The organism is Virgibacillus proomii, assembly GCF_018916875.1.
GTDB lineage: Bacteria > Bacillota > Bacilli > Bacillales > Amphibacillaceae > Virgibacillus > Virgibacillus proomii_B.
Genome location: NZ_JAHLNO010000018.1, coordinates 165,574 through 182,696, shown reverse-complemented (window position 1 = coordinate 182,696; position 17,123 = coordinate 165,574). Strand labels below are relative to the sequence as shown.

The following is a 17,123-nucleotide window of genomic DNA, read 5'->3' as shown; positions in this document are numbered from 1 at the left end:
GCGCGGGCAACGTGCTTCTCTTTGGCAATATCAACCCCAACAATTAAAATTTGCTCGGTAAGTTGTAAAATCTTTTCATTTTGTTTATAATGCATAATAGTCCTCCTTGGTTCTAATTTAAGGGTCCTTTTTACACCACATTACAGTGATCAGGACACCTCGTATCATACCAAGGGGGCTTTTTTTATTCAATCCTCATTTTGCTTTATTACAGGAATGCTTTCCTATAGTATTAAAAAATCTCCACGATGTAGAAACGGATATAAGTTCCTAGAAAGTTAACAATATGTTTAAAACGATTTATTTTTTAAGTTTTTCCTAACTATTTGCACGTGTTCTTCCATTAAACATTTCGGATAAGTTGTGTTAAACTGAAAAAAGAAACATGCTTTTATCCATTGTTTGTTTAATACATTTAGAAACTACATAAACTTATATAAAAGGAGGAAACAAGCAAAATGACAAGTAAAGCATTGGATTCTTTTTTAAATGAAAATATTGCAGATTTAAAAGAGCGCGGTTTATATAATGAAATTGATCCGGTCGAAGGGCCAAATGGTCCAGAAATCAAAATAGGCGGAAGAACGCTAATTAACCTTTCTTCCAATAACTACCTTGGGCTAGCTACAGATGAACGGTTAAAAAAAGTTGCGAAACAAGCAGTTGATTCCCATGGTGTTGGTGCAGGAGCTGTTCGGACCATTAATGGTACACTTGATCTCCATCTTGAATTAGAAAAAAGGTTAGCAGCTTTTAAGGGAACAGAAGCCGTTATTTCTTACCAATCCGGCTTTAATTGTAATATGGCTGCTATTTCTGCGGTAATGGATAAACATGACGCCATTTTATCAGATGAGTTAAACCATGCCTCGATTATCGATGGCTGTCGTTTATCAAAGGCAAAAATTATTCGCTTTAACCATTCAGATATGGAGGATCTTAGACAAAAAGCAAAAGAAACTGCAGAGTCCGGTCAATATAAAAAGATTATGGTAATTACGGATGGGGTCTTTTCCATGGACGGTGATATTGCGAAGCTTCCGGAAATTGTTGAGATTGCTGAGGAATTTGACCTTATCACGTATGTCGATGATGCACATGGATCTGGTGTATTAGGTAAAGGGGCAGGAACAGTAAAGCATTTTGGCCTACAAGATAAAGTTGATTTCCAAATGGGAACATTATCCAAAGCGATCGGTGTTATTGGAGGCTATGTTGCTGGAAAAGCAAACTTAATTGACTGGTTAAAGGTTCATTCTCGTCCATTTCTATTTTCAACAGCCGTTTCACCAGCTGATGCAGCAGCTAGTGCGAAGGCTATTGATATTCTAATGGAAAGTAATGAACTAAATGAAAAGTTATGGGAAAATGGAAATTATTTAAAGGCTGGCTTAAAACAGCTAGGCTTTGATATTGGTAATAGTGAAACACCAATTACACCTTGTATAATTGGGGATGAAAATGCAACACAAGCATTTAGTAAACGATTAAATGAAGAAGGGGTCTATGCAAAATCAATTGTCTTTCCGACAGTACCACGTGGAACAGGGCGTGTAAGAAATATGCCGACTGCAGCACATACAAAAGAAATGTTGGATAAAGCGATTAGCATCTATGAAAAAGTCGGAAAAGAACTTGGGCTAATTTAAACAGAAAGTGAAGCAATAAGAGAGGATTTCGAGTAATGAAGAAAATACTTGTTACGGGAGCTTTAGGACAAATAGGCTCAGAGCTTGTTATTAAATTAAGAAAACGCTATGGAATAAATAATGTAATAGCGACTGATATTCGTAAGGCAGAAGGAATTATAGCTGAAGGTCCATGTGAAGTTGTTGATGTGACCGATGCAAACCAACTTTATGAAGTAGCAAAGAAATACCAAATAGATACGATGATGCATTTAGCTGCATTATTATCGGCAAAAGCAGAAGAAAATCCTAAGCTCGCTTGGCATATTAATATGGGTGGTTTAGTGAATGCATTAGAAATTGCAAGGGAATTAAATTTACAATTCTTTACTCCTAGTTCCATTGGTGCTTTTGGTCCTACTACACCAAAAGATAAGACACCTCAAGATACCTTGCAACGTCCAACAACAATGTATGGTGTTAACAAAGTGGCCGGTGAACTGTTAGCAGATTACTATCATACTCGTTTTGGTGTTGATACTCGCGGTGTCCGCTTTCCAGGATTAATTTCTTATGTCACATTACCTGGCGGAGGAACAACCGACTATGCAGTAGAGATGTATTATGAAGCAGTTAAAAATAAAGCTTATACATCTTATATTGCCCAAGGAACTTATATGGATATGATGTATATGCCGGATGCTCTTAACGCTATCGTTCAGTTAATGGAAGCAAACCCAGACAAATTAAAACATAGAAATGCATTTAATATCACTGCTTTTTCAGCCGAACCGGAAGATTTTGCCAGAGCAATTAAAAAGCATATTCCGGACTTTGCATTAGAATATCAGGTTGATCCAGTTAGACAAAAAATCGCTGACAGTTGGCCAAACAGCTTGGATTCAACAGCCGCAATGGAAGAATGGGGCTTTAAAGCAGAATATGATCTTGATAAGATGACAAGTGACATGCTTGAAAAAATCAAAATCGAAAAATAAACTTTAGAACAAAGGCTAGCAACACAAGCGCTGAATATTCCACCGATGAGACTGTTGTCGTAGAAGAAGAGTAAAGCGGCCTCTAGAATCTAGTGCTGGAACTGGATATTGATAAAAGTCATACAAAAAATTTTTCACGATGTAAAAAATGGGATATAGCTCCCTACATAATAACCAAAGAGCACTGGACTTTTCCCAGTGCTCTTTGGTTATTATCATTAACCGGCATACATAGCAGCCACTTTATTTTGTAATTCTTTATCCTGTACGTATTCATCATAACTCATTTCTTTATCCATAATGCCATTTGGTGTAATTTCAATTAACCGATTGGCAATACTTTGAATGAATTGATGATCATGAGATGTAAATAAAATCGAGCCTTTAAATTTAATTAGCCCATTATTTAAAGCAGTAATCGATTCTAAATCAAGGTGATTCGTCGGTTCATCTAATAATAGAACATTGGCATTGCTTAACATCATCTTAGCAAGCATGCAACGAACTTTTTCTCCTCCTGATAAAACATTTGCTTTCTTTAATGCCTCCTCACCAGAGAAAAGCATCCTTCCTAGAAACCCACGTAAAAAGGTTTCTGTTTCATCTTCTGGAGAATACTGCCGGAGCCAATCAACTAAAGAAAGTTCACTATTTTTAAAATAGGAACTATTGTCTTTTGGGAAATAAGATTGAGATGTAGTTACCCCCCATTTATACATTCCGGAATCAGGCTCCATTTCACCCGTAAGAATTTTAAATAACGTCGTTTTTGCAATATCGTTTTTACCTAGAAGAGCAATTTTATCATCTTTATTCATCGTAAAGCTAATATTATCAAGCACTTTTACACCATTAATCGTTTTTGTTAAACCATCAACACGGAGAAGATCATTACCAATTTCACGCCCCGGAGAAAAGGCAATATATGGGTACTTTCTCGACGAAGGCTTAATGTCGTCTAAGGTGATGTTTTCTAATAATTTTTTTCGTGATGTTGCTTGTCGCGATTTTGAAGCATTAGCACTGAAGCGAGCAATAAATGATTGTAATTCTTTGATTTTTTCTTCTTTCTTTTTGTTCGCTTCTTGTGCCATTTTAGTGGCTAGCTGACTGGACTCATACCAAAAATCATAATTTCCGATATAGATTTCAATTTTTCCATAGTCAACATCAGCGATATGGGTACATACTTTATTTAAGAAGTGGCGGTCATGAGATACGACAATAACCGTATTTTCAAAGTTAATTAAAAATTCTTCTAACCATTGGATTGCTTGAATATCCAAACCATTAGTGGGCTCATCCAATAACAAAATGTCCGGATTTCCAAATAAAGCTTGGGCAAGTAAAACTTTGACTTTTTCATCTGCAGTTAGGTCAGCCATCTTTTTATCATGTAAAGACTCATCAATTCCTAGACCTTTTAAAAGAATAGCTGCATCTGATTCTGCTTCCCATCCATTCATTTCAGCAAATTCTGCTTCCAATTCGGCTGCACGCATACCATCTTCTTCAGAAAAATCGCCTTTCATATAGATAGCATCTTTTTCTTGTTTTACAGCATAAAGTTTTTCATGCCCCATTAAAACAGTATCTAATACATGATAATCTTCATAAGCAAAATGATCCTGTTTTAAAACAGCAAGTCGTTCACCTGGGGAAAGTGAGACGTGACCGGTCTGGGGCTCAATTTCACCAGATAAAATCTTCAAAAAGGTTGACTTCCCAGCTCCATTTGCACCAATCAATCCATAACAGTTACCGGGAGTAAATTTTAAGTTTACATCCTCAAATAACTTTTTATCACCATATCGTAAACTAACATTAGATACATTAATCATGCGAGTAAATTTCCTCCAATAAAATAAAAGTAATCAAAGTTAGCTTACGTTATTTAAAAGGTTTCGTCAATATTTGCTTTATACAATGAATGATGTAAGCAGCTATATTACGTCTGCAACATCATATCCACCCCTTGCTTCTGGCAATTTCAACCGCTTCTAACCGGTTTTTTGCCTCTAGTTTTTGTATGATTTCCGATACATAGTTACGAACCGTACCATAAGATAAATATAAGGTAGTTGTTAATTCCTTTGTTGTCATACCAGTGGCGATCAACTTCAAAATATGTTGTTCTCGTTCATTTAATGGATTTTTTTCCCTAATGAAATCGACCATTAATTCTTGACTATATACTTGCTCCCCATCAACAACCTTACGAATTGCTGTTGTTAACTCTTCAATGGAACGATCTTTTAATAAATATCCATCTACTCCAGCTTTAATTGCTTTTTCAAAATAACCAGGCTTAGCAAACGTTGTTAATACAATAATCCGTGGTCGCTGATCCATCTCATTTATAAGCTTAGCTACCTCAAGCCCGCTTTTACCAGGCATTTCAATATCTAATAGACAAACATCCGGTTGCTTTTCTTCAATTAGCTTTAATACCTCGTCACCACTAGTAGCCTGACCCACAACCTCCATATCAGCTTCTAAATCTAATAATGACCCTAAAGCACCTAATAACATTTTCTGATCTTCTGCTAAGACAATTTTATACATAAAGCTTCCCTTCTCCCTCCGGTCTTTTTACCTTTGGCACCGTCATTTCCAAAGTAGTACCGCTGTTTGTGATCAAAGACAGGGTACCACCTAATAAGGCAAGCCTTTCTTTTATCCCTTGTAAACCATACCCCTCCACACCTTGTGTAGACATGCCAACTCCATTATCCTTTACGCATAAAAGAATCATCCTGTCGTTTTCTTTAAGCTCAAGCCAGCATTTACTTGCTTGACTATGTTTAACAATATTTGTTACTGCTTCTTTTAAACAAAGACTAAGCATATGTTCAGTAACTGCTGAATGAAATCTAATATTATCGTGAAACTGCATATGTATATCAATATTGGCTGTATCTAATAGTTGCTCCACTTGGATCAATTCTTCCTTTAGTGTTTGTGCCTTCATATCGGTTACTAATTCCCGCACTTGGTCCAAAGCTGCTCTTGACGTCGTTTCTATTTCCTTCACTTCCTTCTTAGCCCGCTCTGCATCCTTGGTTATTAAGCGCTCGACTAATTGGCTTTTTAACGTAAGCAGCGATAATGTATGACCAAGTGTATCATGAAGATCTTGGGCAATTCTTGTCCGCTCTTCACGTTTGATAAGCTCTTCTATTTTAGCATTTGCTTCATCCAATTCTTTTTCTAACTGCATATTCTTATTCACAGAGCGGATCCCAAATGGAGAGGCTAAAATGACTATCATAAATGGAATAATATAGATAATATAAACATGTTCCATAATAATCATATGATACATAATTGGTAGCAGCAATGTTATAAATAGTGCTGACCAACCAATCCTAAAATTCCTTTTATTCCCATACCAGCCAATAAAACTCGCTGCGAAAAAACCGAGAAACAGAAAGTTGTAATCGTAAGCAATGCTTTGAAAACAAATAATTCCCATTTGCACTCCAAGCCAATAGGAAAACATTCGCGTGCCTTCTTTATGAAACAGCTGATGATAGCTAATAAGAAATAGAAGTAAAAGCAAGTAGCCAAATACTTGCTTCGCTCCTTCTTCCTCTAACAATAAAACTGCTGGCATAATTAAATATATGAGAAACACATATGGAAAAAAGCCATATTTTTTAGGAAATAGTTCCCTTCTCGCTTGTTTTGCCATTGAAATTACACCACTTCTTGTTTTCGTCTAATATAGATCGATAATACCATAAATAGACCCGTATAAGCGACAAGCAATAGTACATTTTGCCATTCTGGCCAATTTCCCCGAATTATTTCCCACGGACCATTTGCATAATGATAGGAAGGTAACCACTTGGCGACATCTTGTAAAAACGAAGGCATGACATTTAATGGCATCCACATACCTCCGAGTAAAGCCATTCCTAAATACAAAATATTGCTTACACCACTAGCTGTTTCTACTTTATTCATCGTCCCCACAAGTGTCCCCAATGCCAAAAATACAGCAGAACCAAGTAAGACCCATAATCCACTCGACATCCATTCTACAGCACGAAGCGATACATCATTAATCAACACCCCGGCTAAGAAAATTACTGCAATGGAAAATATATGAATGATACTTTGACCGAGCATTTGACTAATTAAATAGATAGACTCAGGAAGTGGCATCACTTTTAAAAATTTAGTAAACCCTTGTTGCTTATCCTGTACCATACGAATTCCGAGTGTCATTAAGCTGGATCCCATCACACTAAAAGTAGTCATAGACATTAAATAGTGCGCAGCCCATAATGCTTGATCCTCAGCACTTTCATTAAATGTAAATACCTTCGTAAAAATAAAGTAAAAACAAACTGGGACAAATAGTGACCAAAAAACATAATACGGATTACGAATTGCTCGTTTTATCTCAGCAATACATTGATACATGAATTTATCCATCTGCATGACTCCTTTGTACTAATGATTTAAACACATCATCCATACTCCCTTTGTCAATTTGCAGATCATATGCATCCGGAATATGCTGAATAATATAGGAAACTAAAGCGTCTGTATCCTTGGTTTCTAAACAGATTCGCTGATCCCGCTCCTCCACGCTTAATATATCCGGGATATCCAGCTTTGCTTTTTCTAGTTTCCTGTGAATACGAAACGATACATATTGCTTCGACAGCGTTTGCTTAATATCTGCAGCAGCGCCATCAGCAATTTTTCGTCCTCGATCAAGTAAAATTATTCGATTAGCAGCATTATCTGCTTCCTGTAAATAATGTGTTGAGAATAGAATGGTTTTCCCTTGATCTGCCAGACAATGAATCGTTTTCCAAAACATTGCTCTGGAGGTGGTATCCATTCCAGTTGTGGGTTCATCTAAAATAATAAAATCTGGATTTCCTGCTAAACAAACAGCAAAGTTCACCCTCCTTCTCTGGCCTCCGGAAAGTTTTTCTACTTTTGTTTTTAAATCGGCTTCCGATAATCCTGTTAACTTAATCATCTCCGTAAGTGCCAAAGGTTGCGGATAATACATACGAAATAATTGCAACAATTCATTAGCGGTCAACCCATCCATCATTCTAACTTCCTGCATCATAACACCTAATCGTTCGCGAACACGTATATACCTTGGATCTTGACCAAATATATGCACACTCCCTTTCGTTGGCTTTAACAGTCCTAAAATCAGTGAAATAGCTGTTGTTTTGCCAGCGCCATTTGGTCCAAGAATTGCAATTACTTCCCCTTGCCTAACGGAAAAAGATACATCACATAATGCTTGCGTTTGCTTAAAAGTTTTACTCAATTGATCTGTCTGAACAATCATGTCATCCATAGAATACCTCCTTACTACAAGGATAGCTAACTAGAAAAACGAATTGCAGTAGCTTCTGTCACAACTCTAAATTGACAAATGTCATATATCTTCAATTTAAAGAAAACACTGCTGTCTAACGGGTTGAAAAAACTAATCTATTTAGAGCATGCTATAAAGTGAAACTTCATTTTTTGGAATAAAATTTTAAGAATTGAAGGAAATGTAAAAGGTTTTTTCTGTTTTTCTATATCGGTAGTTTTATTTTTATAATAAATGGGAACAAAATAAGTGTAGCAGTTATGTAGAAACAACTTTATATTAATTTGGGGTGCAGTAATCTCCAAACCGATTGGAATTCGCGTATCAAAATTTGGTAGTTCGGACTCCCAGAAAGAGATTGTCAAATTAAAATTCTCCTAGAAACGACGATAAGGTGCTCCGTTTGCTGGCAGCACGAGTGCCTAAGCCAGTCAAAGCTACTTTTAAAAAAGTTATCCACCTTATAGCAACAGATATAGTTTTCAAAAACAATAATAAAATCGAGTGAGATAAGCATCCCACTCGATTGATTACAGAAAATATATGAAATGATATAAATCTCTTATTCTACAATAGTTACGTTAACTGTTCTTACGCCCCAATTGGTTGCTTCACCTTTTGTTGGGAGAAATACGTCAATTTTATTACCTTTGATTGCACCGCCAGTATCAGCAGCTGTTGCATGGCCATACCCTTCAACATAAACTTTTGAGCCTAGTGGAATAACACTTGGATCAACAGCAATTACTTTTGCATCTGGATTTTCATTCAAGTTTACACCTGTAGCAGTAATACCAGAGCAGCCATCACAGCTTGCCGTATAAGCAGTTGCTGTTACAGAAAATGTTTTACCTGCAGGTTTTTCCTGTTTTTCTTGTGCGGGTGCTTGATTACTTGCAGGCGCTTTTGGAGCTGCTGCTGTTGCTTTAGGTAAAGCTGTCTCCTGCTTATCCACTGTTTGCTCCGGTTGTTTTTTCGGTTGTGATGCTGCCTGTTCTACATTTGTTGCTGGTTTATCTTGGGAAACTGTAACTCCTTCGAGAGTTAATTCTTGCCCGATGATAATAAGATCTGAGCCTAGGTTATTCCAATTTTTTAGATCCTCTACAGATACATTGTACTTTTGGGAAATACCAAACAATGTATCTCCTTTTTGGACTTTATATTTCATTTTTGCTTGTTTATTTATAATTAATGTTTGCTTGGGATAAATTACTGTAGATTTCAAATTATTTATTTCAACTAAGTTTTCTACTGTCGTATTGTGTTCGTTAGCAATATTCCAAAGGCTATCTCCTGCTTTTACATCATACTCATCTGCCGATACTGTAGTAGCAGCAGTGCCAGCGATAATCATACCAGTCGCGAATGAAGCCATAATCTTTTTCATTCGTTTTCCCTCCTTAAATATCTGACATAGCCTATCCTAACACAGCAACTCAGGTAGTGCAGTTACAGAACGTTTAAAAGTCCATTACAAGAATTACCAAAACCAACTAAGAATATTACATTTGTAATGTGTTTGAGACAAAAGGACTACCAGTCTTCCAATTTGTCTTACTATAGTTATAGAATCATTTATCCTGTAATATTGCATCCGATTATTCCGAAAAAAACGAAGACCAAAAATTTGTTTCCTTTAGTACAGAATGAAAGCTGACATAAACTAACTTATCACGTAACGTACAGAAGTCAGGTGGTGGATGTTTTTATCCTTTTTTACACCTTTAAAACGTCTAAAGTGAAACTTCATTCAGTGGGGCTGTTCCTTTATACCCCATCAAGCATTCTAGGTCATATTCGGCAACTATCAAACTGGGAATCTTTCAGCACCTTAGACAGTATAAAGTTATTACAACGTCAGCACCATGATACATACTTTTATATCCTTTTTTTCAAATAATATTTGACCGCACTTACTTTTTTATTAGCTGTAAATTTAGCCATTAGAAAAACTTGGCTTGTCGCCAAGTCTTTATGGCGAAAGCTATCGTTTTTCTTATACTATAAAGCCTAAAGTTTTATATTTTCCTACAGTATAAAAAAACTGTACCACCACATGTTTTTTGAATGTTCAACATTTCGGGTACAGTTCCATTAAGGATATGTTTATTGTCTGTTCTATATAAATATTAGCTAAAAAGCCCTTTAAAAAAGTTAGCAATTGCTTGGAAAAGCTCACTGAAGAAGTTAGCTACTTTCTCCCAAAATCCTTCATCTAGACCAAGTTCTTCAGCTTTATCCTTGATCGCTGTCGAGATATCATCTAATTGACTTTTCACTTGGTCAAAATTTATATTTAAATCACGCATTTTATCAATTAAATTAATCAACATTTGTCGATCTGCTTCACTTAAAGATATTTCCAGCTTATCCAGTTGCTCTTGAACAATCCGTTCTACATCTTCTTTCGTAGCTGGATTCTGTTCGGCAATCGTCTTTTTGATCTCCGTAAGCAGTTGACTAGCCTTTTCTTCTCCAACACCTTCTTTTCCAGCTAGTTGTGTTGCTACTCCCAGTTCTTCATTAGCAAGCTCCATCCGCTCTTTATCAAGCTCTTGCCCGTCTACATCATACGCTTTATAAATCCCCGTTAATGCGGAATGACCACTAACTTTTACGGGAGAAGCTACATCAACCGTTGCATTTTCGACACCAGCTGTAAGCAACGCATTTGCGTACATTTCTTTCGTGACCTCTGTAATATTTTCTGGAGTTACAATATTAATAGTTAGTCCATTTCCTTCTTCTTGAAGCGCTATTTTAGCACTTGAATACATATTTGAATTTGGGTTTCCATTAATATACTTGGCTGCATCTTTTCCGGATACATCATATTCGTCAACAGCGTCTCCATCATTTACATTTAACAATTCACGAACTTTAGCACGTTGATCACTCGTTAATTGCGCCCCATATACAACAATTGGCTGTCCCAACTTTTCATTAATACTATCTGAATTACCAGCTCCACTATCAGCATGAACAGACAAGCTTGTCCCTAGTACTAGTAAAGCAATTAACATGATTAGTAGAAATTTACTTCCTTTTCTTATCATCCTTTATTTCTCCTTTATCAGTTCTTGCTTTATTTTATGCTTTCTTCAAGCTAAATATCATTATACCTGTTTTTTTTATTTATGAATACATTTTTGAAAAAAATTACAACCTGGGATGTATTTTGCTGCTAATGTATGCAACAGTTACTAGAGTGCGAATCTAAAAGAAGAACCAAGAAGTTCAAGGCCTCGCTGTTAGCGATAAGCAGAATAGATATTAGAAGCCAAAATAAGCCGTCTAATTTAGATTTTTAATCGACTTTTGAACAGCCCCTTATGTTCATAATATATTGGTTTAAACGAAACCATGCCCATTGAAACATAAAATTGTTTTTAGAAAGAGGCTGGGACATAAGCAAATACTAAATAGCAAAAACCGAACAATTCATTTATAATTGTTCGGTTTGTTTGTGTTAAAAAAATTCCTATCATCGCTACGTCAAAATATTTCGCTTTCCGCGGGCACGGCCTCAGCTTCCTCGGAAAGCAAAGATCGCTTTCCTGCGGGATCTTCAGCTCGAGCTATTCCCGAGAGGAGTCTACATATTTTGACTACGCTAAAAACTTGCGTATACACAAGGACGATTTATTGTTCGTTTTTTAATCAACTGTTTTAGTTTTGTCCCAGCCTCTTTATGGCGATAGCTATCGTTTTTCTTATACTATAAAGCCTAAAGTTTTATACTTTCCTATAGTGTAAAAAAACTCATAAATAACTATGAGACGAACCAATGAACATTTTCGTTGTATTCTTTAAAAGATTAACGTATCTTGATTGTTAAAATCGACAATAACTTTTTTGAATATTCCATGCTAAGCAGATAACTTTCCTTTCCTCCATAAATGCGATAATATTTAGGGTGACGAAATATCTTATCAGAAAGAAGGGTATTGCCATTATTGACGATTATCCGATCGTGAAGAGAAACTTAGCAATCATGTGGTTTGCTAACTTTTTTATTTCTGGAAGTATGACAATGGTACTTCCATTTATTTCTTTGTACATTGAGTCTATGGGTAATTTTTCCGACTCATATGTACAAAATTGGTCAGGTTGGATTTTTGCTATTACCTTTGTCACCGCATTTATTTTTTCACCTATTTGGGGAAGAATTGGTGACAAGTACGGACGGAAGAACATTCTTATATTTTCTGCAGTTGGAATTGGCTTGTCCATTTTCCTAATGGGCTTTGCCACTTCGGTTTGGCAATTATTTTTACTCCGCTTAATCATGGGGATTGCAACCGGATTTATCCCTATGTCCCAAGCTTTTATCTCAACACAAACACCAAAAAACATCGCCGGAAGAGTACTAGGTACACTACAGACAGGGAGTATTACTGGAGCGTTAATGGGGCCTCTATTAGGAGGAACGCTTGCTGATACATTTGGCTTTGCTAGTACATTCAAGTGGGTATCCGTTACGATTTTTCTTTCTGCTCTAATCGTTCTCTTTGGCGTTAAAGAAATAAGATTAAATGTTGACGATGAGAAGGAAAACAAACTATATACAAGCAAGCAAGTTATTCAGCATATTGTAGCTAATCCAATTTTATTAGCAGTTTTGCTAATGTCAACATTAGTTCAGATCGCTCACTTTAGCATTCAACCAATATTATCTCTATTTGTTGCTGATATTCACGGACCAGAAAATGTTGCCTTTTTCTCCGGTGTGGCTTTCTCCGCAGCGGGTCTTGGTAACTTACTCATGTCTAGAAGGCTCGGAAGACTTGGTGATAAAATTGGCTACATTAAAGTGATGACTGCACTACTATTCATGGCCGGGATTGTATACCTTCCGGGTGCTTTAGTTACAAATATTTGGCAGCTTGTCATCTTACGCTTCTTGTTGGGAATTTCAATTGGTGGTATTATTCCGGTTCGAATTGCCTATATCCGGCAAACAGCACCACTTTCTATGCAAGGTGAAGTGTTAGGATATAACACGAGCTTACGCTTCCTTGGAAATATTATTGGACCTGCCTTAGGTGGAGCGATAGCAGGTTTTTTCGGGTTTTCAGCAGTATTTGTTGTCACAGGTGTATTGCTTCTAACAGGTGGTATTACCATGCTCGTTTGTTGGTATAAGTACGAATACAATCATTCCCATTCCCGCTCATTATCTGCACGGAAAAGTTAAACCGAGGGCATTTTTGTTCTCGGTTTAACTTTTTCATATAGGTTTATATGTCAATTGTAGCAAGATCATTTATTTCACAAGGCAATTGGAAAAAAAAACGATTAAAAATGACAATAATTTTACCGTTTTCAAAATAAGCTTTCCATTTTCAGCAAATAAATATAAACTAGCTTTACTATTTGCTTGGAAAGTTGGGATGAAATGTCCTCTAACAAACTAAGAAAAATTACATTATTTGGCTTAACATGGCCAATATTCATTGAAATACTGCTTCATATGTTAATGGGTAATGCAGATACGTTAATGCTTAGCCAATATTCCGATAATGCAGTAGCTGCTGTTGGGGTATCTAACCAAGTTCTGTCTGTAGTCATTGTTATGTTTGGATTTGTAGCTCAAGGTGCAGCTATATTAATCGCTCAGCATCTTGGAGCAAATAATCGTAAGCAAGCTGGTGAAATAACAGTAACTGCTATTAGCTTAAATTTATTATTCGCCATCGTACTAAGTACTGTTTTGTTTCTAAGTACAAAGGAGATCCTTCAGTTAATGGATCTGCCATTAGAAATTATGGATGAAGCCTCTAGCTATATGCAAATTGTTGGCGGTCTAATCTTTATACAAGCATTAATCATGACAGTGGGAGCTATTTTGCGTAGCTACGGCTTCACCAAAGATACCATGTCTGTAACAATTGGAATGAATATTTTAAATGTGATTGGTAACTACATTGTTATCTTTGGTCCATTTGGATTACCTATTTTAGGAGTTGAAGGGGTAGCATACTCCACGGCTATAAGCCGCTTCATCGGATTTCTATTCATTTTCTATTTATTACTAAAGCGCAGTCAAGGAAAAATGGATTTCTCTAATTTTTTCCGATACCAAAAACAACATATTAAACAGCTGCTGCAAATTGGTATTCCCTCAGCAGGTGAACAATTATCGTATAACGCCAGTCAAATGATGATCACATACTTTGTTGCTCAATTGGGCGCAGTGGCAATAACGACAAAAGTATATACACAAAATTTAATCATGTTCATCTTTTTATTTTCGATTGCAATTGGACAAGGAACACAAATTTTAATTGGACATATGATCGGTGCTGGAAAAAAGGAAGAAGTTTATCAACGAGCAATAAAAAGCTTGAACATCTCCATCGTTATTTCCTTAAGCATTGCCACCATTGCTTATTTGCTTTCTGATTCATTATTGGGTATTTTCACCAATAATCCTTCGGTTATAGAAACAGGTGGTGCATTATTATTAATGACCATCATCCTTGAGCCCGGACGTGCGATAAATATTATTATGATTAGTTCCTTGCGCGCAGCTGGGGATGTGAAATTTCCGGTATATATTGGCGTTGCTGTAATGTGGGGAATTGGGGTTACCTTTGCTTGGTTTTTCAGTATCTATTTAAATCTCGGTCTTATAGGTATTTGGATTTCCTTTATTGCCGATGAATGGTTACGGGGTATATTCATGTTACGACGATGGAAGAAGCGGAATTGGGTTTCGATGAGCTTTGTAGATAGTGAGGAAAATAAACCTAGCACAGTTTAGATGATTGATTTCTTAGGGAATATATGCTACAACTAACAAAGCCCCTTATGATGTGTTCAAAACAGAAACCAGTAATTCTAGGCGAAGTTATTTTTTTACTAGATAAAGTCAAAATAACATAGAAATTCAACATGACATTTTATTAGATTTTTGAACATCCTATCCTATTAAAAGTTCAAAAAGAGGATAAAAAGGATCGAGAAGTTCAAGGCGGCGACGTTTCGAGCAGTGGAATGTATACAGTAATACATGAACAGCGCAGAAACAACACAACGCAGAAATTCGACGTGTCATTTTTATCGCGAGTTTTGAACATCCTATATAGGGTAACTTGAAATAGAAAGAAAGTGGTAGCACAAATGGGCATTGTTGTAGTTGAAGTCTGTGACGGAAATGCAATCACTTCTATTGATATAGAGGAAATTTTAGAACGGGAATTCCCCGAAGTAGCTGTGCTTATAAACGATTGTTTATCATTTTGCGGATTATGCCGGGTGAAACCATATGCAATCGTAAACAATAAACGCATTTTCGGAAACACACCGGAAGAATGCTTAGATAATATTAGAACAGCTATTAAAGAAGAACTGGCTAAATATGAATAAGAGCCCGTTCTTCTCTTTATATATTAGAAAAATTCGGCACATAAATTGATTAAGTGTGGTAAAATTTTTGAGTTTTATATGTGCAATTAACAGGTAACCTGCGTTAGCTGTTATAAGCCGCAGCTTATTTATTTTTGACAATTTCCCGGGAAATATGTCACAAATCGCATCAACATAAAGTAAATCTTATCAGTGGGGGATTTTCTTTTATCCCCCATTAAAATGAACAGATTTGGGCATTTGCTTGCAGCCGGATCCTCCACTTATTCTCCTAGGGTTCACCTCATAGCTAAAGCAGAAGTCTTTACAGCCAATTATTATACGGGATAATAAAATAGCTAATTTACCTTACCAAAGATTAATTTTGTTGGATTTTAATACGTAATGTAAAATTTTGTATCCTCGGTCTCCTAGGCGTCCATATTGATAATAACATCCATCTCTACTAAAGCATCTTTCGGTAGCTTACTCACCTCCATGGTAGATCTCGCAGGATACGGTTTTTGTAAAAAACCGCCATATATTTCATTAACAATTGCAAAATCATCCATCGAGCTTAAATAAATAGAAAACTTAACCGCTTTTGATAAATCCGCTCCTACCTGCTTTACAATTGCTTCAATGTTTTGTAAAACTTGCTTTGTTTGACTCTCAACCCCTTCTACCATCTGGCCAGTTTCTGGATTGATACCAATTTGACCAGATACAAACAACAAATTACCAGCCTGGATAGCCTGTGAATACGGGCCTAAAGCAGCTGGTGCTTGTTCTGTATGAATTGCTTTATTCATTCTATTTCCTCCTTTAAACGATTATGCTATTCCTATTACTTCTCTTGTTTCAACTCATCCCTATACGCCATTACGGATTTCACGTAGTATATATCTCCATAACAAGCATCAAGTTCTCTCGCACCATTACGCAAGCAACGATATTTCTCTTTATCGGGATCGTTAGCATACATTTCCTGCGAAAAACGGATCGCAGCTTCCTGTGAGAAGCCTTTTTTCTGCTCATTGAGATAGTTAATAAATCCTCTGCCAAAATTATAAGCCTGTACTGCTACTAATAAATCTTCGTCTGCATCATTTAACGTTTGAGAAAAATAATAAATACCTTGCTTAATGGATATCTCTGGATCTTTGATACAGTTTCTCTTTCCACAATAACTTTCAGATGCTTGCATCGGATCATCTCCTCGCCCGCCAGATTCTTGCATCATAATCGCAAGAATGGTGTCAACATGCTTTTCGATACCAAATTGTTTTGCATACTTTTCGACAAGCGGACGATAGGATTTTACTTTATCACTAATTAACGAATCCGTTTGCCCAGAAGATTGGTTGTGGTCTGTTTGATTAACCAATAGCGGAATCCCGGTAAACAAGACAATAAAAACGATAGCAATAAACATAGCTTTTTTAATTGATTTTGATAATCTCTTGTTGTGTTTCATCTTATCTAATCCTTTATCATGTAAGATACAAATGTGCCGACAATCCAGCCGAATAACCAAAAAAGAGAGGCTCGCCATCAGCAATATCTGGTGTCCGATCAGAAAAGCTTGTAGTAACATACAGAATCGCGCCAATTAAACCGTTAACCAATATGTATGCTAATACACTCTGCTCACGCCCTATTTGTCTCAAACTATAGTACAAAATAGGAACAAGTATGAGAAAAACCACCATATGCAGACCAAATTCGCCCAATTCGTAAGGACTATGCGTTTAAAACAGGGATATAGTCAACATTTAGTAATAA

Annotated in this window: 14 protein-coding genes; 5 read left to right on the top strand and 9 right to left on the bottom strand. The window is 36.4% G+C overall.

From position 1 onward, the window contains the following. Nucleotides 1–458 precede the first annotated feature (458 nt). Both KQI21_RS07500 and KQI21_RS07495 read left to right on the top strand, forming a co-directional pair. The gene (locus tag KQI21_RS07500) at nucleotides 459–1,649 is read left to right on the top strand and encodes a glycine C-acetyltransferase (protein ID WP_216483595.1); all 1,191 of its coding nucleotides are present in this window, start codon (nucleotides 459–461) and stop codon (nucleotides 1,647–1,649) included. A gap of 35 nt (nucleotides 1,650–1,684) precedes the next feature. Next, entirely contained in the window at nucleotides 1,685–2,626 is a 942-nt protein-coding gene (locus tag KQI21_RS07495) for an L-threonine 3-dehydrogenase (RefSeq protein WP_216483594.1), read from the top strand. Nucleotides 2,627–2,844: 218 nt separating this feature from the next. Here KQI21_RS07495 and KQI21_RS07490 read toward each other — a convergent pair whose 3' ends face one another. The 7 genes from KQI21_RS07490 to KQI21_RS07460 all read right to left on the bottom strand — a co-directional run bounded on the left by KQI21_RS07490 (nucleotide 2,845) and on the right by KQI21_RS07460 (nucleotide 11,044). Beyond that, nucleotides 2,845–4,467: an ABC-F family ATP-binding cassette domain-containing protein gene (locus KQI21_RS07490; RefSeq protein ID WP_216483593.1), complete on the bottom strand. Its 1,623-nt coding sequence runs from the start codon at nucleotides 4,465–4,467 to the stop codon at nucleotides 2,845–2,847. Between the two features lie 121 nt (nucleotides 4,468–4,588). Further along, entirely contained in the window at nucleotides 4,589–5,191 is a 603-nt protein-coding gene (locus tag KQI21_RS07485; RefSeq protein ID WP_216483592.1) for a response regulator transcription factor, read from the bottom strand. Beyond that, a complete protein-coding gene (locus tag KQI21_RS07480) occupies nucleotides 5,184–6,320 on the bottom strand; it encodes a sensor histidine kinase (RefSeq protein ID WP_216483591.1) in 1,137 nt (378 codons plus the stop codon). Before KQI21_RS07480 ends, KQI21_RS07485 begins: the two co-directional genes overlap by 8 nt. Before the next feature lie 5 nt (nucleotides 6,321–6,325). Continuing rightward, nucleotides 6,326–7,069 (bottom strand): ABC transporter permease, encoded by a 744-nt coding sequence (locus KQI21_RS07475; protein WP_216483590.1) that lies wholly within the window; start codon nucleotides 7,067–7,069, stop codon nucleotides 6,326–6,328. Then, nucleotides 7,062–7,964: an ABC transporter ATP-binding protein gene (locus KQI21_RS07470; RefSeq protein ID WP_216483589.1), complete on the bottom strand. Its 903-nt coding sequence runs from the start codon at nucleotides 7,962–7,964 to the stop codon at nucleotides 7,062–7,064. Before KQI21_RS07470 ends, KQI21_RS07475 begins: the two co-directional genes overlap by 8 nt. A gap of 583 nt (nucleotides 7,965–8,547) precedes the next feature. Further along, the gene (locus KQI21_RS07465; protein WP_216483588.1) at nucleotides 8,548–9,375 is read right to left on the bottom strand and encodes a 3D domain-containing protein; all 828 of its coding nucleotides are present in this window, start codon (nucleotides 9,373–9,375) and stop codon (nucleotides 8,548–8,550) included. Nucleotides 9,376–10,117: 742 nt separating this feature from the next. Continuing rightward, nucleotides 10,118–11,044, bottom strand: coding sequence for a DUF1002 domain-containing protein (locus KQI21_RS07460; RefSeq protein WP_216483587.1), 927 nt, complete (start codon nucleotides 11,042–11,044; stop codon nucleotides 10,118–10,120). A gap of 938 nt (nucleotides 11,045–11,982) precedes the next feature. On the opposite strand from KQI21_RS07460, the gene KQI21_RS07455 reads away from it, so the two are divergent. From KQI21_RS07455 to KQI21_RS07445, 3 genes are all read left to right on the top strand, one after another. Next, nucleotides 11,983–13,185: an MFS transporter gene (locus KQI21_RS07455; protein WP_216483602.1), complete on the top strand. Its 1,203-nt coding sequence runs from the start codon at nucleotides 11,983–11,985 to the stop codon at nucleotides 13,183–13,185. A gap of 201 nt (nucleotides 13,186–13,386) precedes the next feature. After that, nucleotides 13,387–14,754, top strand: a complete 1,368-nt coding sequence (locus tag KQI21_RS07450; protein WP_216483586.1) for an MATE family efflux transporter — start codon at nucleotides 13,387–13,389, stop codon at nucleotides 14,752–14,754. A gap of 359 nt (nucleotides 14,755–15,113) precedes the next feature. Then, complete coding sequence (locus tag KQI21_RS07445) at nucleotides 15,114–15,359, top strand: YuzB family protein (protein WP_216483585.1); 246 nt, start codon at nucleotides 15,114–15,116, stop codon at nucleotides 15,357–15,359. A 410-nt stretch (nucleotides 15,360–15,769) separates the two neighbouring features. Here the strand turns inward: KQI21_RS07445 and KQI21_RS07440 are convergent, their stop codons facing one another. Continuing rightward, nucleotides 15,770–16,150, bottom strand: a complete 381-nt coding sequence (locus KQI21_RS07440) for a RidA family protein (RefSeq protein ID WP_216483584.1) — start codon at nucleotides 16,148–16,150, stop codon at nucleotides 15,770–15,772. Between the two features lie 35 nt (nucleotides 16,151–16,185). Then, entirely contained in the window at nucleotides 16,186–16,815 is a 630-nt protein-coding gene (locus KQI21_RS07435) for a lysozyme family protein (protein WP_216483583.1), read from the bottom strand. Nucleotides 16,816–17,123: the final 308 nt, after the last annotated feature.

Bases quoted from the DNA above. Each gene is read 5' to 3' on its own strand.
- KQI21_RS07500 (WP_216483595.1), top strand. From the start codon at position 459: ATGACAAGTAAAGCATTGGATTCTTTTTTAAATGAAAATATTGCAGAT.
- KQI21_RS07495 (WP_216483594.1), top strand. From the start codon at position 1,685: ATGAAGAAAATACTTGTTACGGGAGCTTTAGGACAAATAGGCTCAGAG.
- KQI21_RS07490 (WP_216483593.1), bottom strand. From the start codon at position 4,467: ATGATTAATGTATCTAATGTTAGTTTACGATATGGTGATAAAAAGTTA.
- KQI21_RS07485 (WP_216483592.1), bottom strand. From the start codon at position 5,191: ATGTATAAAATTGTCTTAGCAGAAGATCAGAAAATGTTATTAGGTGCT.
- KQI21_RS07480 (WP_216483591.1), bottom strand. From the start codon at position 6,320: ATGGCAAAACAAGCGAGAAGGGAACTATTTCCTAAAAAATATGGCTTT.
- KQI21_RS07475 (WP_216483590.1), bottom strand. From the start codon at position 7,069: ATGGATAAATTCATGTATCAATGTATTGCTGAGATAAAACGAGCAATT.
- KQI21_RS07470 (WP_216483589.1), bottom strand. From the start codon at position 7,964: ATGGATGACATGATTGTTCAGACAGATCAATTGAGTAAAACTTTTAAG.
- KQI21_RS07465 (WP_216483588.1), bottom strand. From the start codon at position 9,375: ATGAAAAAGATTATGGCTTCATTCGCGACTGGTATGATTATCGCTGGC.
- KQI21_RS07460 (WP_216483587.1), bottom strand. From the start codon at position 11,044: ATGATAAGAAAAGGAAGTAAATTTCTACTAATCATGTTAATTGCTTTA.
- KQI21_RS07455 (WP_216483602.1), top strand. From the start codon at position 11,983: ATGTGGTTTGCTAACTTTTTTATTTCTGGAAGTATGACAATGGTACTT.
- KQI21_RS07450 (WP_216483586.1), top strand. From the start codon at position 13,387: ATGTCCTCTAACAAACTAAGAAAAATTACATTATTTGGCTTAACATGG.
- KQI21_RS07445 (WP_216483585.1), top strand. From the start codon at position 15,114: ATGGGCATTGTTGTAGTTGAAGTCTGTGACGGAAATGCAATCACTTCT.
- KQI21_RS07440 (WP_216483584.1), bottom strand. From the start codon at position 16,150: ATGAATAAAGCAATTCATACAGAACAAGCACCAGCTGCTTTAGGCCCG.
- KQI21_RS07435 (WP_216483583.1), bottom strand. From the start codon at position 16,815: ATGAAACACAACAAGAGATTATCAAAATCAATTAAAAAAGCTATGTTT.